Genomic DNA, 21,669 nt, shown 5'->3' on the forward strand with positions numbered 1-21,669 from the left:
CGCGGCCGGGGCGGCGAAGGCGGGCGGGGCGAAGCCGGGGGCTGCGCCGGTCTGCGGCTGCTGCGGTGCGGGCGCCGCGGGCGCCTCCTCCTCCATGACCTCGCCGCCGAAGTTCTTCAGCAGCGCCTCCAGGCCGCCGTCGAAGCCCTGTCCGACGGCCGCGAACCGCCACACGTCCTTCAGGTAGAAGTCACCGAGCATCACGGCCCGCTCGGTGGAGAACTCCGAGCCGTTGAAGGAGTAGCGGGCCACCTCCTCGCCGCCCGCCACGATGCGGATGTACCCGGGGGCGATCTGCGACATCTGCCCGGCGCCGTCGAGGGTCGCCGTGAAGGACAGCTTCTGGATCTGCGGCGGGACCCTGTCGAGCGTGATCCGGAAGGACTCCGTGTCACCGGCCTGGGCGCCCAGGAGCTGGATGGACTCCTCGGGGGACTTCGGCTGGTTGAAGAACACGAAGTAGCGGTCGTCCGAGAGCCGTTCGTCGGCGTCGAGGCCGAAGCAGCTGATGTCGAACGTCAGTCCGGGGCCGCTGATCTGCACGCCTACGTACAGATCGGTGCCCGCGGTGAGGTCACTGATCCTGGCCTTGTGGCCGCGTTGGAATTCCCTGGCCATGCGTAACGACCGTCCCCCATCCCGAATGTGAGTGCGTCGCGCCAGGCTAACGGCTAACTCCGACACCGGAAGAAGTCGGTACACACCCGGTACACAAGACCGGGAGGGCGATCACTCGCCGCGGGTGGGCGGAGAATGCGGCAGCCGGTCGGCGGCGACCACTCCTTCGAGGTAGCCCCGGGCCCTTTCGGTGCGCGGATAGGCGTCCAGCAGCCTCCAGAACCGGGGCCCGTGTCCGGGCACGAGCAGATGCGCCAGCTCATGCAACAGGACGTAGTCGATGACGTACTCGGGCATCCCCTGCAGCCGGTGGGAGAGACGAATGCTGCCCTCGGCGGGGGTGCAGGATCCCCAGCGGGTGTTCTGGTTGGTGACCCAGCGCACCGAGGTGGGCCGGGCCCGGCCGTCGAAGTACTGCGCGGACAGCCGCGTGGCCCGCTCGGTCAGCTCGTCGTCGCCGAGGACCCGTTTGCTCTCCTGGGCGGCCAGCTTGTCGAGCATGACGGTGACCCAGCGCTGCTCCTCCGCCTCGGACATCCGGGCGGGGATGAGCACGACGGTGCGATCGCCCTCGCGGTACGCGGAGACCGTCCGGCGGCGCCGGGTGCTTCTGCGGACCTCGATCGCGCTCGCCCCCGAGCCGCTCGGCGGCTGGCTCGTCGTGCTGCGCTGTGGTGCTCCGGCGCGGTGCAGTGGGTCGGCGGACACGCCCCGACGTTACCCGCTGCACACGGGGGAAGTCCCGCCTCCGGGACGGTTCCGTGCCGATCCCCCTCCGAGCGTTTGATTTGTACGACGAATACCCACCGCCTGTGGACAACTTTCGGTGCCCTCCGTGACGGCCGGGCATGCTGGTCCTCGCCGGGTGATCCGCGATCGACCGACCGTCGACCGCTCCACGACCGACCTCGCCCGGCGTACGGGGATGTTCTACGACGGGCATGTCCCACCAGGGGCGTGCTCCACGAGGGCTACGGGGGCCTGACATGGATGCTGTGGACGTGACGGTTCCGGCCGTTCCGATGATGAAGCCCGCGCTCAGGCGCGGCTGGCGTGATCTCAACACCGTGCAGTTCGGGATGGCACCGGCGCACGCGCTGACGCTGGGCCCGATGGACCCGGCGACGGCCAGTTTCCTCGACCTGCTCAACGGCACCCGCGGGCTGCCGCTGCTGCGCGAGGAGGCCCGCCGCATGGGCCTGCCCGAGGGGCATGTGGACACGCTGGTCGGCAGACTGTCCCGGGCGGGACTGCTGGACGACGCGAAGGGCGGCGGACCGGCCGCCGACGCCCTGCGCCGCAGCAAGGACACCCTCGAGAGACTGCGCCCGGACCTCGCCTCCCTGTCCCTGCTCACCGGGGAACCCGGCGACGCCGTCGACCGTCTCGCCGCCCGGCGCTCACTGCGTGTGCAGGTGGTGGGCGCGGGTCGGGTGGGTGCGACGGTGGCCTCACTGCTCGCGGGCGCCGGCGTCGGCGGAATCGACGTGCGCGACATCGGCCCGGTGGAACCGTGGGATGTGGCGCCGGGCGGACTGCCCGCCGAGTCCGTCGGCGCCCGCAGGGACGAGGCCGCCCGGCAGGCGGTACGCCGCTCCACTCCCGGCCGCCCGCCCCGCCGCGGTCCCGCGGCACCCGTGCCGGCCGGCGACCCCGGATTCTCGCTGGTGATCCTCGCCCCACGGGACGACGTCGCCGTGCACGCGCCCGCACCCTCCGCCGCCGAACCCCTCATCACTTCGGGTACGCCTCATCTGTACGCCGGCGTCGTGGAGGCCACCGGTGTCGTCGGCCCCCTCGTCCTGCCGGGCGAGACGGGCTGCGCGGGCTGTCTGCACGAGGCGCGCACCGACCGGGACCCGGCGTGGCCGCGGCTGGTCGCCCAATGGCGCTCGGGTTCGGGCAGGTCGCGGCAGGTGCGCGCATGCGATCTGAGCCTGGCGACGACGGTGGCCGGACTGGCGGCCGCGCACGCGCTGGCGTTTCTGGACGGCATGGTGCCGACCAGCGCCGGTGCCCGCTGGGAGGTGTCCCTGCCCGGTCTGAACTGGCATGCACGAGCGGTCTGGGCGCACCCCGCATGCCCCTGCGGCGCAGCGGAGAAAGGTAAGAAGGGGGGACAGGCCGCCGAGCACGGGAACCGGCACGAGACAATGGGCGAGCAGACGCCGAATGAGTTGGGCCGTAGGGCAGACGCGGCGCGGCCGGCAGGGACTTGGAGGGCGCATGTCTGATCTTCCCCGCAAGGCGGTCACCCGGACCGCCAAGCTCGCCGCGCTCCCGCTCGGCTTCGCCGGGCGGGCGACCTGGGGACTGGGCAAGCGGATCGTCGGCGAGTCGGCGGAGATCGTCGGCCGCGAGTTGCAGCAGCGCACGGCGGAGCAACTGTTCAAGGTGCTCGGCGAGCTCAAGGGCGGCGCGATGAAGTTCGGCCAGGCCCTGTCCGTCTTCGAGTCGGCGCTGCCCGAGGAGGTCGCCGGCCCCTACCGTGCCGCCCTGACGAAGCTGCAGGAGGCGGCGCCCCCGATGCCGACGCGCACCGTTCACACCGTGCTCGGCCAGCGGCTGGGCGAGAACTGGCAGGAGCTGTTCCTGGAGTTCGAGGACAAACCGGCCGCCGCGGCCTCGATCGGCCAGGTGCACCGGGGGATCTGGCACGACGGCCGCGAGGTGGCGGTCAAGGTGCAGTACCCGGGAGCCGGCGAGGCCCTGCTGTCCGATCTGAATCAACTGAGCCGTTTCGCCCGTCTCCTGGGCCCGCTCATCCCCGGCATGGACGTCAAGCCCCTGATCGCGGAGCTCAGGGACCGTGTCTCCGAGGAACTCGACTACGGGCTGGAGGCCCAGGCCCAGTCGGCGCACGCAGAGGAGTTCACGGACGACCCGGACGTGGTGGTGCCCCGGGTGGTCCACCAGTGCGACCAGGTGCTGATCACCGAGTGGATGGACGGCGTCCCGCTGTCGGAGATCATCGCGGACGGCACCCCGGAGCAGCGCGACCGCGCCGGACAGCTCCTGGCCCGCTTCCTCTTCTCCGGCCCGGCCCGTACCGGCCTGCTGCACGCCGACCCCCACCCCGGAAACTTCCGTCTGCTGCCCGGCGGTCCGGCCGGCGAGGACGACTGGCGCCTGGGCGTCCTGGACTTCGGCACGGTCGACCGGCTCCCGGGCGGTCTGCCCACCCCCATCGGTGACTCGCTGCGCATGACCCTCGACGGCGACGCGGAGGCCGTCTACGAACTCCTCCGCGAGGAGGGCTTCGTCAAGGAGTCCATAGAGCTGGACCCGGCCGCCGTCCTCGACTACCTCCTGCCGATCATCGAACCGGCCCGGGTCGACGCGTTCACCTTCACCCGGGGCTGGATGCGCAGTCAGGCGGCCCGTATCGCCGATCCCCGCTCCCCCGCCTACCAACTGGGCAAGCAGCTCAATCTGCCTCCGGCGTACCTGCTGATACACCGGGTGACGCTGAGCACGATCGGGGTGCTGTGCCAGCTCGGGGCGACGGTCCGGCTGCGTGAGGAACTCGAGGAGTGGCTGCCGGGCTTCGTCCTGGAGGAGGGCGACGAGGAGGAGTCGGTGGTGGAGGCCTGATCACCACCAAGCCGAGTCCAGCCGCCCCTCGATCGCCCTGAGGTTCTCCCGGGAACAGGCGTCGCAGAAGTACTGGTGCTTGCCGTTGTCCACGGAGAACGTCCAGGTGGGCTGCGGGCCTTCGGCCCGGCGGCCGCAGCGGGCGCACACCAGGGGCTGGGGCTCCGCGGGGGCGCCCGAGTCGTCGCTGTCCGCGGGAGGACTCGTCATTCGGTGACGATAACGCCACCGCCGCGGGAACGCCGGGAACTACCCCCGGGGGGGGCCGTGCGGTTCGTACGGCCCCCCGCGGGGAGCCACCGCCTCCCGGGGTCGGGAGGCCATCGCTTCAGATGTGGTCGGCTACTGCATGACCGCCATGGCGAGCGCACGGCGGGCGCGCCGCGAGGCGCGCTCCGCCCGGCGCTGCATACGGCGGGCGGCCACCAGGCGCGCGGCCGGGCGTTCCCGCTCGGCCTCACGCAGGCGCTCGTGCATATGCGCACGTGCCAGGGCTTCTGGGATGAGTTGCATCTCTCGGGTCCTGTTCTGACGCGAACCGGTCGCGCCGGTCATCGTGGTGTCTTCGATCGCGGAGCCGGCGGGCTCGTTGGTGGACGGCTTCATCGGGGCCTGCTTCTTGGGGTCGTGCGTGAGGGGGCGGTCGATCGTTCCTGTGATGTTCATGCCGTGACCGGGTTCTTGCGCGGGCGGCCACGCGGCCGCTTCCGGGCGACGACGACACCCTGGACGAACAGTTCGCCACCCCAGACGCCCCAGGGCTCACGCCGCTCCTTGGCGCCGGCGAGGCAGGCCTCGATCAGCGGGCAGGTGCGGCAGAGGGACTTGGCGTACTCGACGTCGGCCGGCGACTCGGCGAAGAAGACCTCCGGGTCGTAGGAGCGGCAGGGGACGGGTACGCCGAGGTTCTCGATGGCGTCGTCGAGCGCGGTGAGCGCGGTGAGCGGGATCAAGGCGGAGTCCTCCGTGGGGCCGGGCGGGGGGATCGTTTCGGAAGGCGGTACGGACGGGGCGTGCGCTTCGAGTTGCACGATTCGTCTTCCTCGTCTGTTCGTTCCGGTCCTGTTGGACCGGGAGGCGGTGGGTACCCGGTTCTTTTCTTGTTCCGAGGCCCCTTCGCTCCGTCGTCCCCGGTCGGGGACAAACAGAAGGGCCGCGGATCCCGGATGGGGTTCCGCGGCCCTGAAGGCGCCGGCCTGATCGCCGATCAGGCTGGATCACTCCAGGGTTCTGGCCCACGGAAGGCCCACATCAGGTGGTGCTGCTTCGTCTGCTTCCGGCTACCGGCACCAGCCGCCGTAAAGGCATAGGCCTGCGCCTGTGCCGCTACTGCTTCCAGTGCCTTGGTCGGTCGCTCATTGCGCTCACGGATGGGAAGACCCGCGAGAGACACCGAGGACGCCGGACGGACGGCACGGATGCCGGACAGACCGGTGCCCCGGGTGGAGGCGTCGAGCATGCACAGGGAGGCGACGACCGAGCGATCGGTCATTTTGACGGTGGTGGTGGAGCTCTTCTTGATGCTGATCACTGGACTCGCCTCCTCTCGGCGTCTCGGGGGACTGGGGTGAACCAGTCCGACGGATATGCAAGTAGAACACGGAATCGGGGCCTCCGAGAAGGCCTCCGTCCCCGTGGCTAAGAACCTATGGGGATTGCTGGGGCATGCGCAAACTATTTTTCCGACGAGTTTCCGTCAGTCCTCGTCGTCGCCCTCCGCGAGGTCCTGGCCTGCGCAGATGGCCAGCACATCGGCGCCGTAGCGGTTGAACTTGCGTACTCCGACCCCGGGGATGCGGGCGAGTTCGCCCTCGTCGTCGGGGACTGCCTCGGCGATCGCCATCAGCGTCTTGTCGGTGAAGACGCAGAAGGCGGGCTGCCCGCTGCGTCGCGCCTGCCGCGCACGCCATGCGCGCAACCGTTCGTACAGGCCCTCGTCCATGTCGGAGGGGCACTCCTCACAGCGCATCAGTTTCATCTCGCCCGCGTCGGTGAGCGTGCGCCCGCACACCCGGCAGCGGGCCGGGGTGCGCTGGGCGCGCCGCGGGACGGCCTCCGGTCCTCGGGTGCGTCCGCGCTCGACGCCGCCGGGGCCACCCGCCGCCGTCCGTGCGGCCGATGAGGCGGAGCCGGGGCGCAGGCCGTCCAGGAAGCGGCTCGGGCGACGGCTCGGGCGACCGCCGGGTGACCGGGACAGGGCCCACGAGACGTGCAGGCGCTCACGGGCGCGGGTGACCCCGACATAGAGGAGACGCCGTTCCTCCTCGATCTGCTCGTCGGTCTTCGCATAGGTGATCGGGACCATGCCCTCGGCCACGCCGACGAGGAAGACGACGTCCCACTCGAGGCCCTTGGCGGAGTGCAGGGAGGCCAGGGTGACGCCCTGCACGGTCGGGGCGTGCTGTGCGCCCGCCCGCTCGTCCAGTTCGGCGACGAGGTGGCCGAGGGTGGCGCCGGGCTGGGCGGCGGTGAAGTCCTGGGCGAGGTTGACCAGCGCGGCCAGTGACTCCCAGCGCTCTCTGACGGCACCGGAACCGGCGGGCGGCTGGGGTGTCCAGCCCTCCCCGGACAGCACCGCCCGCACTTGGGAGGGCAGGTCGACGGCGTCGTCGAGGAGGGAGTCATTGCCGCCGAAGCGGGCGGCTCCCCGCAGGTTGACGATGGCTCTGCGCACCTCCGGCCGGTCGAAGAACCGCTCGGCGCCCCGCAGCTGGTAGGGGACTCCGGCGTCGGCGAGGGCCTGTTCGTAGGTCTCGGACTGGGCGTTGGTGCGGAACAGGACGGCGATCTCGCTCGCCGCGACCCCCGCCGCGATGAGTTCGGCGATACGGCGGGCGGCGCCCTCGGCCTCGGCGGGCTCGTCGGCGTACTCGGTGAAGCGGGGCTCGGGGCCGGCGGAGCGCTGGGAGACCAGCTCGAGGCGGTGGTCGGCGGCGCGGCCGCGGGCCTGGGCGAGCAGGCCGTTGGCGAGGTGGACGACCTGGGGGGTGGAGCGGTAGTCGCGGACCAGCTTGACGACGGTGGCTCCGGGGTGGCGGGTGCGGAAGTCGAGGAGGTGGTCGGGAGTTGCTCCGGTGAACGAGTAGATCGTCTGGCTGGCGTCGCCGACCACGCAGAGGCTGTCCCGCTCGCCGAGCCACAGCTCCAGCAGGCGCTGCTGGAGGGGGCTGACGTCCTGGTACTCGTCGACCACGAAGTGCTGGTACTGGGCCCGGACCTGCTCGGCGATGTCGTGGCGGTCCTGGAGGACGGCGACGGTCAGCAGCAGGACGTCCTCGAAGTCGATGACGGAGCGGTCCCGCTTGAGGTCCTCATAGACGGAGTAGAGCTGGGCGATCTCGGCCGGGTCGCGGGGGGCCTCCCGGCCTGCCTTGGCGGCGGCCGCCGCGTAGTCGGCGGGGACGGTCTGGGTGACCTTGGACCACTCGATCTCGGCAGTGACGTCGCGCAGTTCGCCCCGGTCGAGGCGGATGCGGCAGGCGGCGGCCGCGTCGGCGACGAGCTGGATCTTGCGGTCGACCAGCCGGGGCATGGACCCGCCGACCGCTTTCGGCCAGAAGTACTGCAGTTGGCGCAGCGCGGCGGAGTGGAAGGTGCGGGCCTGGACGCCGGCGGCGCCGAGCTGACGGAGCCGGCCGCGCATCTCGCCCGCGGCTCGGTTGGTGAACGTGACGGCCAGCACGCTGGACGGCTGGAGGATCCCGGCGCGCACCCCGTAGGCGATCCGGTGCGTGATCGCCCGGGTCTTGCCCGTGCCGGCGCCCGCGAGCACGCACACCGGGCCGCGCAGGGCGGTGGCCACCTCGCGCTGCTCGGGGTCGAGCCCTTCGAGCACCGCGTCGGCCGAGTCGGGGACCTGCGGGAAGAGCGTGGAGTGCGTTGCTGCTGTCACACCGCCATGCTGCCAGGTCGGCGGAGACGGGTGCGGCGGTTGTCCACAGGCAGGGGCTCGCAGTCGTACTAATGCGGCAGGCGTCACGTCGGGCGGGGCCCCGTGTGCGGGAATGGTTGCTGTTTCACGTACGTTCCCCCCACTGCGAGCACCGATCCCCCAAGCAGTTGAGGAGCGCGAGAGACATGCCGGGCACTGTGACGATGTACAGCACCACGTGGTGCGGCTACTGCCGGCGGCTGAAGAGCCAGCTGGACCGCGAGGGCATCACGTACGACGAGATCAACATCGAGCAGGACCCGGAGTCCGCGGCGTTCGTCGAGAAGGCGAACGGCGGCAACCAGACCGTCCCGACCGTGCTGTTCCCCGACGGTTCGACGCTGACGAACCCGTCGCTGGCGCAGGTGAAGCAGAAGATCGGCGCGTAAGCGCTCCCCAGTTCGCCGGAAAGGCGGTTCCTGAGGTGACTCAGGAACCGCCTTTTGTGCTTCCGGCCTTGTCACACGCTCCGCGTGGGCAGCGGCTTGCCGTACCAGAGCTCGATCAGGCGGGCCGCGATCGAGATGCCGTACGGCGGGAGGACCTCGCCGGAGTCGAAGGCGGCGCCCAGTTCGTCGCGGGAGAACCAGCGGGCCTCGTGGATCTCGTCGCCGTCGACCTCGATCTCGGTCGAGGTGGCATGGGCCATGAAGCCGAGCATCAGGCTGGACGGGAAGGGCCAGGGCTGGCTGGCGACGTACTCGACCTGGCCGATGTCGATGCCGGCCTCCTCGAAGACCTCGCGCCGCACGGCCTGCTCGATGGACTCCCCGGGTTCGACGAAGCCGGCGAGCGTCGAGAAGCGACCCTCGGGCCAGTGGACCTGCCGGCCGAGCAGGATGCGGTCGTCGGCATCGGTGACCGCCATGATCACGGCCGGGTCGGTGCGCGGGTAGTGCTCGGCACCACAGGCCGGGCAGCGGCGGATGTGGCCGGCGGCGGCGATCACGGTCCGCTCGCCGCAGCGGGAGCAGAACCGGTGGGTGCGCTGCCAGTTCTCCAGGCCGACCGCGTGCACCATGAGACCCGCGTCACGCGGGGACAGCAGCAGACCGGCCTCGCGCAGGCCCGCAGGCCGCGCGGACTGGTCGATGCGTCCTGGCAACGCGTCCTTCTGGAGGGCGAAGTAGCTGACGCCGTCCGCATCGGTGCCGAGGAAGTAGCGGTGCGCCTCGGTCAGGGGGGCTTCGAAGGAGGGGGTCATGACGAGTTCGGTACGGCCGTCGGGCGTCTCGTCGATGAGGACCTGGCCGCCGGAGACCACGAAGCAGCGGGTCGTGGGATGGCTCCAGGCCGCCGCGAGCCAGGCCTCGTCGAGCCGGTGATGGGCGGCGCGGTCGATGCCGCTCGGGGCGGTGAGCGAGATGGGGCGGTCGGCGGTGTGGTCGGTCCAGGTGGTCACGGGTGCTTCCAACTCCCCCAGTGCAACGGATTGTTTCGGCGGACGGTTCGGCGGGGCGTACGGCGGGCGGCGGCCGGGACCGGGCGGTGCGGGGCGTCGCCCCCAGTGTGCCCCGCGCGCGGTGTCGTCCCGGACGGCGCGGGCGGCTCAGGGCGCATGACGCCAGGTGTCCGCGAGGTCGCCCCACAGGTATGCGGTGGTCTCTACGCCCTTGAGGAGCAGGTCGATCTCGACCTTCTCGTTCGGGGCGTGCCAGCCGTCGGAGGGGACGGAGATGCCGAGGAAGAGCACCGGCGTCCCGAGGACCTCCTGGAGGTCGGCGGCCGGCCCCGAGCCGCCCTCACGCGTGAAGCGGATCGGCCGGCCGAAGGCGCGGCCCATGGCGCGCGCCACGGACTGCAGGGCCGGGTGGTCCAGTGGTGTCAGACACGGGCGCGTGGCCGCGCCGAAGGTGATCTCGTGGCGGATCCCGGCGGGCACCTGCTCGGCCGCCCACGCGCGGACGGCCTTCTCGATGTGGTCGGGGTCCTGTCCCGCGACCATCCGGAAGGACAGCTTCACCATGGCCGAGGAGGGGATGATCGTCTTGCTGCCGGGCCCCTGGTAGCCGCCGCCGATGCCGTTGACCTCGGCGGTGGGGCGGGCCCAGATGCGCTCCAGGGTGGTGTGTCCGGCCTCGCCGTGGGTGGCGTGGGACTTGGCGGTGCGCAGCCACTCCTGCTCGTCGAAGGGCAGCTCGGCGAAGAGTTCGCGTTCGCGGTCGGTGAGCTCGACGACGCCGTCGTAGAAGCCGGGGACGGCCACGCGCCCGTGCTCGTCGTGCAGGGCGGCGACCAGGCGGGCGGCCGCGGTGGCCGGGTTGGGCACGGCACCGCCGAAGGAGCCTGAGTGGATGTCCTGGTCGGGGCCGAAGAAGTGGATCTCGCACTCGGCGAGGCCGCGCATGCCGGTGCACACCGTGGGGGTGTCCGCGGACCACATCCCGGTGTCGGAGACGATCACCGCGTCGGCGGCCAGTCGGCCGGCGTGCTGCTCGACGAGTGCACGGAAGTGCGGCGACCCGGACTCCTCCTCCCCCTCGACCAGGAGCTTCAGGGTGACCGCGGGTGCGGTGCGGCCGGTGGCGGCGAGGTGGGCGCGGACGCCGAGGGTGTGGAAGAACACCTGTCCCTTGTCGTCGGCCGCCCCGCGCGCGTGGAGGCGGTTGTCGCGGACGACGGGTTCGAAGGGCTCGCTGTCCCAGCCGTCCTCAAGGGCGGCGGGCTGGACGTCGTGATGGCCGTACACCAGGACCGTCGGTGCCCCGGGATCGGCGGCGGGCCACTCGGCGAAGACGGCGGGGGCACCCGGGGTCTCCCAGACCTCCGTGGTCGGGAAGCCGCTCTCCCGGAGCCTGGCGGCGAGCCAGTCGGCGCTGCGGCGTACATCGGGCGCGTGGTCGGGCTGGGCCGACACGGACGGGATGCGCAGCCATTCCGCGAGGTCCTCGAGGAAGGCGGCACGGTGCTGCTCGATGTACGCGCGGACGGCGCTGACGGCACTGTCAACGGGCTGGCTCATGGTCACGAGCCTATCGGCCCGCACCGACATCCTGGTTGGGCGGTTCCTCACAGTTTGCTTGCGCGGCCGGCCCCTCCAGCAGCAGCCGCTCCAGCGCGGCCCGGTCCTGCAGACCCCGTGGTCGTACTACCTCACCGGTTCGGACGTACAGGAACGCCGCGTTGACGGCCTCCAGCGGAACACCCTGCTGCTCGGCCCAGGCGAGCCGGTACAGGGCGAGCTGGAGAGGGTCGGCGGTGCGGGTGCGGCTGGTCTTCCAGTCGACGATCTCGTACGTCGTCCCCTCGCCGTCGCCCTCCTTGTAGACGGCGTCGATCCGGCCCCGGACCACCCGGCCGGCGATGACGAGCTGGAAGGGTGCCTCGACGCGGTGGGGTGTGCGGTGGGCGTACTCGGTGCGCTCGAAGGAGTCCTTGAGGGCTTCCAGGTCGCGTTCGTCGGCGATCTCGGCCTCGCTGCCGGGCAGTTCCTCCGGCTCCAGCACGGGCAGGGTCAGTTCCTCGAAGCGGGCCTCGACCCAGGCGTGGAAGCGGATGCCCCGGCGCGCGGCGGGTTGCGGGGGGCGTGGCATGGGGCGGGCGAGTTCCTGTGCGAAACCGTCCGGGTCGGCGGCCAGCCGCAGCACCTGGGAGGCGGTGAGCGAGGCGGGCAGGGGGACGTCGGTGACGGCCTCCCGCGCACGGAGGAGTTCACCGGTGAGGGCGTCGAGGTCGCGGTCCCAGGAGGCGATGGCGCGGGCTTCCTCCGGGGTGAGCCGGGTGCGGGCCGTCGCGGGCGCCGTCCGCCGCGCGCGTGCGCTCTCGTCGATGCCGCGCCCCGGGGCTCCGGCCTGGTGCGGGACGGTCGGGCGGTCCGTGGACAAGGAGTCCCAGTCGGCGGGCTCCTCGTCCGGGTAGGCGTCCTCCGCGTACGGCTCGTCGTCGTCCGGGGGCGGCGGCCAGTCCGGGTCCTGGTGGTCGTCGGGGTCGTGCACGGCCGCGGGGTCGCCGTCCTCGTGGGACGCGAGGTCCTCCAGGTGGGCCAGGACGGTCTCGGCCGCGGCCCGTCGACGGGTGAGGGACGCCTCGTCGAGGGGCAGGGGCCAGACCTGGTCGGCGTCGGCGGAGTGCAGGGCGGGGTTCTCCGCGTCCTCGGCCGGCTCGTCGGCCCAGGCCTCGATCTCGCCGTACCCGGCCTCGCAGTGGTCGTGGAGGGCCTGCAGGAAGTCGGAGGGGCCGCGCGGCTTCTTCTGGGTGGGGCCCCACCAGTGGCCGGATCCGAGCAGGAGGGTACGCGGGCGGGTGAAGGTGACGTAGCCCAGGCGGAGTTCCTCGGTGTGCTGGTGGTCCTTCATCGCCTCCTGGAAGGCCTTCAGACCGCGCGCGTCCCAGGACGTGACGTCGGGCAGGGTGTCGGCGTCGCCGCGCAGTTCGTGCGGCAGCACCTTGCCCTGCGCGGTCCACTTCTCCCGGCCCTTGGTGCTGGGGAAGGTGTCCTTGACCAGGCCGGGGACGGCGACGACGTCCCACTCCAGACCCTTGGACTTGTGGGCGGTGAGCACCTTGACGGTGTTCTCGCCGCCCGGGAGGGCGTTGTCCAGGCCCTTCTCGTACTGGGCGGCCGTCCGCAGGAAGCCCAGGAAGGCGAGCAGGGTCGCCTCGCCGTCGCCGGCGGCGAAGGAGGCGGCGATGTCCAGGAAGTTCGACAGGGTCTCGCGGCGCCGGGCGGCCAGGGCGTGCGGGGACGCCGACAGCTCGACCTCCAGGCCGGTGACGGCGAGGACCCGGTGCAGCACGTCCATCAGCGGGTCCGCCAACGACCGGCGCAGATCACGCAGTTCGGCGGCGAGGCGGGCGAACCGCACGCGCGCGTCCGGCGAGAACGGCAGCCCGTCGTCCGCCTGCTCGGCGTCCAGCGGCAGCTCCAGGAAGGTCTCCAGGGCGTCCGCGAGCGATATCACCTCGGACGGGTCGATCCCCTCCACGGCCTCGGCGAGCCTGCGGTCCCGGTCGTCGCCGGTGTCCACGCGCGCGTGGGCGACGAGAAGTCGGGCGCGGCGCCCCAGGAGGGCAAGGTCGCGCGGGCCGACGCGCCAGCGCGGGCCGGTCAGCAGGCGTACCAGGGAGGCGTTGGCTCCGGGGTCCTGGAGGACCTCGCAGACGGCGACCAGGTCGGCGATCTCGGGCAGGTGCAGCAGCCCGGACAGGCCGACGACCTCGACGGGGACGTCACGGGTGACCAGGGCGCCCTGGATCTCGGCGAAGTCGGTCGCCGTACGGCACAGGACGGCGATCTCGCCGGGCGCCTTGCCGGTGCGCACCAGGTGGGCGATGGAGTCGGCGACCCACTCGATCTCCTCGGCGTGGGTGGCCAGCAGCGCGCAGCGGACCATGCCGTCGCGCTCGGCGCCCGGGGCGGGACGCAGGGCCTCCACGCCCGCGTGCATGGCCCGCAGGGGCTCGGCGAGGCCGTTGGCGAGGTCGAGGAGGCGACCGCCGCTGCGACGGTTCTCGCTGAGCGCCTGACGGGTCGCGGGGCGGCTGTCGGGGTGCGCGAAGTGCTCCGGGAAGTCGTCCAGGTTGGCGACGGAGGCGCCGCGCCAGCCGTAGATCGCCTGGCAGGGGTCGCCGACGGCGGTCACCGGGTGGCCGGTGCCGTCGCCGAACAGGCCTGCCAGGAGGACGCGTTGGGCCACCGAAGTGTCCTGGTACTCGTCGAGGAGGACCACCCGGAACTCGTCGCGCAGGATCCGGCCCACCTCGGGGATCCGCGCCAGCCGCGCGGACAGGGCGATCTGGTCGCCGAAGTCGAGCAGGTCGCGTTCGCGTTTGGCGGCGCGGTAGCGGACCACCAGGTCGGCGAGTTCCCGGCGGGCGGCGGCGGCCTTGGGGACCTGCCGCAGGGCGTCGTTGCTGAGCCGGACACCCTCCAGGGTGGCGAGCAGTGCGGCGTCGTACGTCCGCACGTCCTCGGGCCGTACGAGGTGCTCGGCGAGTTCGGAGTCCAGGGTGAGCAGGTCGCTGACGAGGTCGGCGAAGGAGCGGGTGAGCGCGGGGTAGGGGCCGGGGGCCTCCCTCAGCACACGCGCGGCGAGCTGGAAACGGGTGGCGTCGGCGAGCAGTCGGGAGGTCGGCTCCAGGCCGATGCGCAGGCCGTGGTCGGTCAGCAGGCGGCCCGCGAAGGCGTGGTAGGTGGAGATCACCGGCTCGCCCGGCGGGTTGTCGGGGTCGATGACGTCCGGGTCGGTGACGCCCGCCTTGATCAGCGCCTTGCGCACGCGTTCGGCGAGCTCGCCGGCCGCCTTGTTGGTGAAGGTGAGGCCGAGCACCTGCTCGGGGGCGACCTGGCCGGTGCCGACCAGCCAGACCACGCGGGCCGCCATCACCGTCGTCTTGCCCGAGCCGGCTCCGGCCACGATCACCTGCGGGGCGGGCGGCGCGATGATGCAGTCCGTCTGCTCCGGGGTGAACGGGATCCCGAGGAGTTCCTTGAGCTGATCGGGATCGGTGATACGGGGCGGCACGTCAGAGAGGCTAGCGGCGGCCACTGACAGCGGAGGCCCAATCGCCCCCGGAGCCGGGGGAAAACGCAGGTCGGCGCACGTGGTGTCGTCGATCACCCCGGTTACTCGACGACGTGCCGTCCCTCCGGCCGGGCACTGCAGGACGCCTGGAACGCGCAGTGGGCACAGTGTTGTCCGGTGGTCGGCGTGAACCGTTCGTCGAGCACCTTCCCGGCGGCCGTGGCCAGCAGTTCGCCGACCCACTCCCCTTCCAGCGGTTCCTGGGCCTGCACCTTGGGCAGGGTCTCGCCGCCGTCGCGCTGGGCGGCGCCCTGGCGCAGCTGGACCAGTTCGGCGCCGCCGGGCTCGGGACGGGCCCCGTCGAACGCCTCGTCCACGGCGCCCTCGCGGACGGCGAGCTGGTAGACGGCGAGCTGGGGGTGGCGGGCCACCTCGGCCTTGCTGAGGGGCTGTTTGCCGGTCTTGAAGTCGACGACGTAGGCCCGCCCTTCGCCGTCCGTCTCCACGCGGTCCATCTGGCCGCGGATGCGGACCTCGTAGTCGCCGGCTTCGAGGGTGACGTCGAAGTCGTGCTCGCTGGCCACGGGGGTGCGGCCGGTGCGGTCCATGACGTGCCACTTCAGGAAGCGTTCGAGCGCCACGCGCGCGTTCTCCTTCTCCTGCGCCGACTTCCACGGCGCGTCGAAGGCGAGCGCGTTCCACACGGAGTCGAGGCGCTCCATGAGGACGGCGAGATCGGCGGGGGTGTGCCCGGAGGCGACCTCGTCGGCGAGGACGTGCACGACGTTGCCGAAGCCCTGGGCGGCCGTCGCCGGTGCGTCGGCCTTCACCTCTCGGCCCAGGAACCACTGCAGGGCGCAGGTGTTGGCGAGCTGGTCGAGGGCGCTGCCGGAGAGTACGACGGGCTGCTCGCGGTTGCGCAGGGGCACCTTGCTCTCGGTCGGCTCGTACATGCCCCACCAGCGGTAGGGATGGGCCGAGGGGACGAGGGGGCGGCCGTCCTCGTCGGCGAGCGCGGCGAGACGGGCCAGCCGGTGGGCGGCGGCCTCCCTGAGGGTGTCCGAGACGCGCGGGTCGACCGTCGTGGCGCGCAGTTCGGCGACGAGCGCGGCGACGGAGAGCGGGCGGCGGGGGCGGCCGGTCACGTCCCTTGGTTCGACGCCGAGTTCGGTGAGGAAGCGGGAGGGCTGGTCGCCGTCGTCGGCGGCGGCCTTGACGGCGGTGACGACGAGTCGTTCACGCGCGCGGGTGGCGGCGACGTAGAACAGGCGGCGCTCCTCCGCGAGCAGCGCGCCCGGGGTGAGCGGTTCGGCGAGTCCGTCGCGCCCGATGCGGTCGGCCTCCAGCAGCGAGCCGCGGCGGCGCAGGTCGGGCCACAGGCCCTCCTGGACGCCCGCGACGACGACCAGCCTCCACTCCAGCCCCTTGGAGCGGTGCGCGGTCATCAGGCGTACCGCGTCGGGACGGACCGCGCGTCGTGCGAGGGTGTCGGCGGCGATGTCCTCGGCGTCGATCTCCTCCAGGAAGTTGAGGGCGCCCCGGCCGCCGGTGCGCTCCTCCGCGCGCGCGGCGGTCGCGAACAGCGCGCAGACGGCGTCCAGATCACGGTCGGCGTTGCGTCCGGCCGCGCCGCCGCGCCGGGCGGACCGCTCCAGGCGCGCGGGCCAGGGTGTTCCCTCCCAGAGGTCCCACAGCGCCTCTTCGGCCGTACCGCCGCCCGCGAGGCGCTCCCGGGCCTTGCGCAGCAGCGCGCCGAGCCGCTGGGCGCCACGCGCGTACGCGGGGTCGTGCACGGCCAGGCGCTCCGGCTCGGCGAGCGCCCGCGTGAGCAGTTCGTCGGACGGCGGCGGCAGGGGGTTGCCCCCGGCCCGCTCCTCGTCGCGCAGGGCACGGCCGAGACGACGCAGGTCGGCGGCGTCCATCCCGGCGAGGGGTGAGGCGAGGAGGCTGAGGGCGGTTTCGGTGTCGAGCCAGCAGGGCCCGTTCCCGTCCTCGTCGTCTCCCCGCACGCCCCCGTCGGCCACTCCTGAGGCCGTCTCCGCCGTGGCCACCGCCCGTAGCGCCGTCAGCAGGGGAGCCACCGCCGGTTCGTGGCGCAGGGGGAGGTCGTCGCCGTCGATGTCCAGGGGAACGCCGGCCGCGGTGAGGGCTCGGCGGACCGTCGGGATGGTGCGGGAGCCGGCGCGGACCAGGACGGCCATCTCGCCCCAGGGGACGCCGTCCTCCAGGTGGGCCCGGCGGAGGATGTCGGCGATGTTGTCGAGTTCCGTACCGGGCGTGGGATACGTGAAGACCTCGACGCGGCCGCCGTCCCGAACCGGCGTGAGTTCGCGGTGCGCGCGTACCTTCTCCGCCGGAAGGCGGGTCAGGGGCATGCGCTGGGTGAGCAGTCGGGTCGCGGCGAGCAGGGCGGCGCCGGAGCGACGGGAGGTGCGCAGGACCTCCACGGGCGCCGGACGGCCGTCCGCGCGCGGGAAGGTCTCCGGGAACTCCAGGATGCCGTTGACGTCGGCGCCGCGGAACGCGTAGATCGACTGGTCGGGGTCGCCGAAGGCGACCAGGGTGCGGCCGCCGCCCGCGAGGGCGTGCAGCAGCCGTACCTGGGCCGCGTCGGTGTCCTGGTACTCGTCCACCAGTACGGCGTCGTACTGCGCCGCCAGCCGTTCGGCGATCTCGGGGCGGGCGGCGAGGAGGACCGCGCGATGGACCAGTTCCGCGTAGTCGAGCACGCCCTGCAGGTCGAGCACGTCCAGGTACTCGGCGAGGAAAGCGGCCGCGGCACGCCAGTCGGGGCGACCGATGCGTCGGGCGAAGGCGTCCAGGGCGCCGGGGCCGAGGCCCAGTTCACGGCTGCGGGCGAGGACGGCCCGGACCTCGTCGGCGAAGCCCCGGGTGGTCAGACAGGCGCGCAGTTCGTCGGGCCAGCGCACGTGCGCGAGACCGAGCCGCTGCAGGTCTGGCTGACCGGCGAGCAGTTCACGGACGGCGACGTCCTGCTCGGGACCGGACAGCAGCCGCAGCGGCTCCACGAAGAGGTCGCTGTCCTGGTGGGCGCGGACCAGGGCGTAGCAGAACGAGTGGAAGGTGGTTGCCCGGGGTGCGCGGGCGGCCCCCACGCGCAGCGCCATGCGGTCGCGCAGTTCTACGGCCGCCTTGCGGCTGAACGTCAGCACCAGGATGCGCTCGGGGTCACCGCCGCGGGCGATCCGCGCCGCCACCGACTCGACGAGCGTGGTGGTCTTTCCGGTGCCCGGCCCTGCCAGGACGAGCAGCGGACCACCGGTGTGGTCAACCACGGAGCGCTGTGCGGCGTCCAGACGAGGGGGGACCGGTCGGGCGGGCGGGGTATGCACCAGTCGGTAAGCGCCACGGTTCCCCTGTCGCACCGGGGGGTGCGACAGGCGCCTGGTGGAGGAAGAGGAGCTCACGTGGTTCGCCGGTCCTGGTGGGTGTGCTGGTTGTCGGACCACCGTGCGTGCGGGGGCGGTGATCGGGGGGTGAGGGGGGAACGCGCAGCCGACGCTACGCCGAGGGACGACTCGGAAGCAGAGCTTCCGCTTCTTCCCTCCGGCCACTCGCGACACGTACGCCCCTCGACCCACGAACGTACGTCATGGCACGGACGTGCCTCGTTTCCCCCGTACGGATCACGGGTCACACACGCGTTCGCCCGATGGCGGAAGCTGTCAGGTGTGGCCCTCCGCGCGTCCGCCGCCGTCCCACCGCGCCCGCTTCATGTCGAGGCGCGGCAGATGGCCCTCGGCTGCCCTGCTCGCCTCCTTCAGCGGTGTGCCCTCGACGCGGTAGTGGTCGAGCGCGCGCAGTTCGTGTCCCGGGAGCAGGACGCCGTCCGCGCGGACCACCCGCCACCACGGCACCGCTCCCCCGTAGAGGGCCATCACCCGGCCCACCTGGCGCGGGCCGCCCTCCTCCAGCCACTCGGCGACGTCGCCGTACGTCATGACACGCCCGGGCGGGATCAGTTCGGCGACCTCGAGGACGCGCTCGGCGTACTCCGGCAGCGCGTCCGGACCGTCCTCGGGCGGCAGGCTCTCCTCACTCATCCGGCCCATCCTGCCGCACCCCACCGACAGTGTGACGGGCCGGCCACTGTGCGTATCCCTCGCCCCCGCGCGTGGCTTCGGGCAGACTGTGCGCCCCCGCGTCCGCACCCTGATGCCCCCGTGTGTCGGTGGGACATGCCACCATCATGCGAGCGGTGACCGGTGATACGAGATCAAGAAGAGACGATGAAGCAGCAGGGTGTGCACCCGGAGGACGCGCAGAACGCGTCCGACGCTTCGTCGCGCCCGGACACCGATCCCGACACCGAGAGCGCCCCCGGCAAGGAACCCGGCGGGGACGAGGCGCAGTTCGTCGAAGAGGCCCACATCGACGAGGTGGAGGGCGACGAACCGCTCCTGCCCGCGCGCGTGCACCGGCCCTCCGACCTGATGCGCCTTCTGGTGGGGCTGCTCGGGATCATCCTGCTCCTCGCGATCGCCGCCTTCGCGCACGGCACCACCTCGGGGCTGGAGCAGGACATCAACAAGGGCACCGGTCAGGCGCCCGACCTGCTCATCAAGATCGCCGGGCTGGCCTCCAGCATCGCGATCCTGCTGGTGCCGGTCGCGTTCGCGATCGAGCGGCTGATCAAGCGGGACGGGCTGCGCATCGCCGACGGCGTGCTCGCGGCGGTCCTGGCACACGGCGTGACGCTCGCGACCGACCTGTGGGTGGCCAAGGGCGCCCCGGGCTCCATCCAGGAGGCGCTCACCCAGCCGTCTCCCGGCGACATGCACGCGCTGACCGACCCGGTGCACGGCTATCTCGCCCCGGTCATCGCGTACATGACCGCCGTCGGCATGTCCCGGCGGCCGCGCTGGCGTGCGGTGCTGTGGATCGTGCTGCTCCTCGACGCGTTCTCGATGCTCGTCACCGGTTACACGACACCGTTCTCGATCATCCTCACGGTGCTGATCGGCTGGACCATCGCCTACGGCACGCTCTACGCGGTCGGCTCGCCCAACGTCCGCCCCACCGGGCGGACGCTGATGGCGGGCCTGCGCCACGTGGGGTTCCGTCCGGTGACCGCGGCCCGCGAGGAGATGCCGGAGAACCCGGAGACCGGCGACCGGGGCCGGCGCTACTTCGTCACCCTCGAGGACGGCCCGCCGCTGGACGTCACGGTGGTCGACCGGGAGCAGCAGGCGCAGGGCTTCTTCTACCGCGCCTGGCGCAACCTGACCCTGCGCGGCTTCGCCACCCGCAGCAGCCTCCAGTCGCTGCGCCAGGCGCTGGAGCAGGAGGCACTGCTGGCGTACGCGGCCATCGCGGCCGGCGCCAACGCCCCCAAGCTGATCGCGACCTCCGAACTCGGCCCCGACGCGGTGATGCTGGTCTACGAGCACACCGGCGGACGCACGCTCGACTCCCTGGCGGACGACGAGATCACCGACGCTCTGCTGCACGACACCTGGCACCAGGTACGGGCGCTGCAGTCCCGGCGCATCGCGCACCGCAGGCTGGTGGGCGACGCGATTCTGGTGGATCGTTCCGGCACGGTCATCCTGACCGACCTGCGGGTCGGCGAGATCGCGGCAGGCGATCTGCTGCTGCGCATGGACGTCTCGCAACTCCTGGTGACGCTCGGCCTGCGGGTGGGCGCGGAGCGGGCGGTGGCCTCGGCGGTGGGCGTGCTCGGCCCGGACGCGGTGGCCGACTGTCTGCCGATGTTGCAGCCCATCGCGCTCAGCCGCACCTCCCGCGCGACCCTGCGCAGGCTGGCCAGGGAGCGGGCCCAGCGCGAGCGGGAAGCGGTCCTGGAGGCCTCCAGGCAAGCCAAGCAGGCCCGTCTGGAAGCTGCCGAGGAGCACACCCACCCCGCGCTCGAGAAACCCGACAAGAAGGCCGTACGGGCGGAGCAGCGGGCCGAGAAGCGGGCCATCGACGAGGCCATCGAGGAAGCGCGTGAGGAGGATCTGCTGACGCAGATCCGGCACCAGGTGCTCCGCATCAGGCCGCAGGCGCCGGTCGAGCCGGCCCGGCTCGAGCGGGTGCGGCCGCGCACCCTGATCAGTCTCATCGCGGGCGCCATCGGCGCGTACTTCCTGCTGACGCAGCTCACCCACATCGAGTTCGGGCCGCTGATCGAGAACGCGCAGTGGGGCTGGGTGCTGGCGGCCGTGGTGTTCTCGGCGGGCAGCTACTTCGCGGCGGCGATGGCGCTGCTGGGATTCGTGCCGGAGCGGGTGCCGTTCCTGCGGGCCGTGGGGGCGCAGGTCGCCGGGTCATTCGTCAAGATCGTCGCGCCGGCCGCGGTCGGCGGTGTCGCGCTCAACACCCGCTTCCTGCAACGCGCGGGCGTGCGGCCCGGGCTCGCGGTCGCCAGTGTGGGCGCCTCGCAGCTGTTCGGGCTCGGATGCCACATCCTGATGCTGCTGTCGTTCGGCTATCTGACCGGCACCGAGAAGACGCCGTCGCTGTCGCCGTCCCGTACGGTCATCGCGGGTCTGCTGACCGTGGCGGTCCTCGTCCTGGTGGCCACCTCGGTGCCGTTCCTGCGGAAGTTCGTCGTCACGCGCGTGCGCTCGCTCTTCGCGGGTGTCGTGCCGCGCATGCTGGACGTGCTGCAGCGGCCGCAGAAGCTCGTCACCGGCATCGGCGGCATGCTGCTGCTGACCGCCTGCTTCGTGATGTGCCTGGACGCCTCGATCCGCGCCTTCGGCCAGCAGGGAACCTCGCTCAGCATCGCCAGCGTCGCCGTCGTCTTCCTCGCCGGCAACGCGCTCGGCTCGGCGGCCCCGACCCCCGGTGGCGTCGGCGCGGTGGAGGCCACCCTGACGGTCGGTCTGATCGCCGTGGGCCTGCCCAAGGAGGTCGCCGCCCCGGCCGTGCTGCTGTTCCGGCTGCTGACGCTGTGGCTGCCGGTCCTGCCGGGCTGGCTGGCCTTCAACCAGCTCTCCCGCAAGGGCGCCCTCTAGTACGACAGCCGGGGGTACGAAGGCTGTACGTGCGCGTACCTCATACGGCCCGTGCCCCGAGCGCCGGACCGGAGGCACC

Annotated in this window: 16 protein-coding genes; 4 read left to right on the forward strand and 12 right to left on the reverse strand. The window is 72.3% G+C overall.

From position 1 onward, the window contains the following. The coding region (locus ABZ453_RS05375; RefSeq protein ID WP_359011786.1) for a TerD family protein at positions 1–618 on the reverse strand (618 nt) is incomplete at its 3' end. A 111-nt stretch (positions 619–729) separates the two neighbouring features. Beyond that, positions 730–1,326, reverse strand: a complete 597-nt coding sequence (locus tag ABZ453_RS05380) for a M48 family metallopeptidase (protein ID WP_359011788.1) — start codon at positions 1,324–1,326, stop codon at positions 730–732. A gap of 278 nt (positions 1,327–1,604) precedes the next feature. Between ABZ453_RS05380 and ABZ453_RS05385 the strand changes: the two genes are divergently transcribed. Both ABZ453_RS05385 and ABZ453_RS05390 read left to right on the forward strand, forming a co-directional pair. Then, a complete protein-coding gene (locus ABZ453_RS05385) occupies positions 1,605–2,852 on the forward strand; it encodes a TOMM precursor leader peptide-binding protein (RefSeq protein ID WP_359011791.1) in 1,248 nt (415 codons plus the stop codon). Continuing rightward, complete coding sequence (locus tag ABZ453_RS05390; protein ID WP_359011793.1) at positions 2,845–4,212, forward strand: AarF/ABC1/UbiB kinase family protein; 1,368 nt, start codon at positions 2,845–2,847, stop codon at positions 4,210–4,212. The genes ABZ453_RS05385 and ABZ453_RS05390 overlap by 8 nt, the downstream gene beginning before the upstream one ends. Here the strand turns inward: ABZ453_RS05390 and ABZ453_RS05395 are convergent, their stop codons facing one another. From ABZ453_RS05395 to ABZ453_RS05415, 5 genes are all read right to left on the reverse strand, one after another. Further along, positions 4,213–4,422: a hypothetical protein gene (locus tag ABZ453_RS05395; protein ID WP_359011795.1), complete on the reverse strand. Its 210-nt coding sequence runs from the start codon at positions 4,420–4,422 to the stop codon at positions 4,213–4,215. Between the two features lie 132 nt (positions 4,423–4,554). After that, a complete protein-coding gene (locus ABZ453_RS05400) occupies positions 4,555–4,878 on the reverse strand; it encodes a hypothetical protein (protein WP_208784016.1) in 324 nt (107 codons plus the stop codon). Then, on the reverse strand, positions 4,875–5,243 hold the full coding sequence (locus ABZ453_RS05405) for a WhiB family transcriptional regulator (RefSeq protein WP_133044518.1): 369 nt from the start codon (positions 5,241–5,243) through the stop codon (positions 4,875–4,877). Before ABZ453_RS05405 ends, ABZ453_RS05400 begins: the two co-directional genes overlap by 4 nt. 176 nt (positions 5,244–5,419) lie before the next feature. Beyond that, entirely contained in the window at positions 5,420–5,743 is a 324-nt protein-coding gene (locus ABZ453_RS05410; protein WP_356762080.1) for a hypothetical protein, read from the reverse strand. 165 nt (positions 5,744–5,908) lie between these two features. Continuing rightward, entirely contained in the window at positions 5,909–8,104 is a 2,196-nt protein-coding gene (locus ABZ453_RS05415; RefSeq protein WP_359011799.1) for an ATP-dependent DNA helicase UvrD2, read from the reverse strand. Between the two features lie 185 nt (positions 8,105–8,289). On the opposite strand from ABZ453_RS05415, the gene ABZ453_RS05420 reads away from it, so the two are divergent. Next, positions 8,290–8,532, forward strand: a complete 243-nt coding sequence (locus ABZ453_RS05420; protein ID WP_133044516.1) for a mycoredoxin — start codon at positions 8,290–8,292, stop codon at positions 8,530–8,532. A gap of 71 nt (positions 8,533–8,603) precedes the next feature. Here ABZ453_RS05420 and nudC read toward each other — a convergent pair whose 3' ends face one another. The 5 genes from nudC to ABZ453_RS05445 all read right to left on the reverse strand — a co-directional run bounded on the left by nudC (position 8,604) and on the right by ABZ453_RS05445 (position 18,671). Beyond that, a complete protein-coding gene (nudC, locus tag ABZ453_RS05425) occupies positions 8,604–9,545 on the reverse strand; it encodes an NAD(+) diphosphatase (RefSeq protein WP_359011800.1) in 942 nt (313 codons plus the stop codon). Positions 9,546–9,692: 147 nt separating this feature from the next. Beyond that, entirely contained in the window at positions 9,693–11,105 is a 1,413-nt protein-coding gene (locus tag ABZ453_RS05430) for a dipeptidase (protein ID WP_359011801.1), read from the reverse strand. A gap of 10 nt (positions 11,106–11,115) precedes the next feature. Beyond that, positions 11,116–14,607 (reverse strand): ATP-dependent DNA helicase, encoded by a 3,492-nt coding sequence (locus tag ABZ453_RS05435; protein WP_359011803.1) that lies wholly within the window; start codon positions 14,605–14,607, stop codon positions 11,116–11,118. A 101-nt stretch (positions 14,608–14,708) separates the two neighbouring features. Continuing rightward, on the reverse strand, positions 14,709–18,035 hold the full coding sequence (locus ABZ453_RS05440; RefSeq protein WP_359011805.1) for an ATP-dependent DNA helicase: 3,327 nt from the start codon (positions 18,033–18,035) through the stop codon (positions 14,709–14,711). Between the two features lie 258 nt (positions 18,036–18,293). Further along, positions 18,294–18,671 (reverse strand): MGMT family protein, encoded by a 378-nt coding sequence (locus ABZ453_RS05445; RefSeq protein ID WP_356762086.1) that lies wholly within the window; start codon positions 18,669–18,671, stop codon positions 18,294–18,296. A gap of 186 nt (positions 18,672–18,857) precedes the next feature. On the opposite strand from ABZ453_RS05445, the gene ABZ453_RS05450 reads away from it, so the two are divergent. Further along, positions 18,858–21,590 (forward strand): lysylphosphatidylglycerol synthase domain-containing protein, encoded by a 2,733-nt coding sequence (locus tag ABZ453_RS05450; RefSeq protein ID WP_359011808.1) that lies wholly within the window; start codon positions 18,858–18,860, stop codon positions 21,588–21,590. Positions 21,591–21,669: the final 79 nt, after the last annotated feature.

It is taken from the genome of Streptomyces sp. NPDC005799 (assembly GCF_040630525.1).
In the GTDB taxonomy this organism is placed as follows: Bacteria; Actinomycetota; Actinomycetes; order Streptomycetales; family Streptomycetaceae; genus Streptomyces; species Streptomyces griseorubiginosus_B.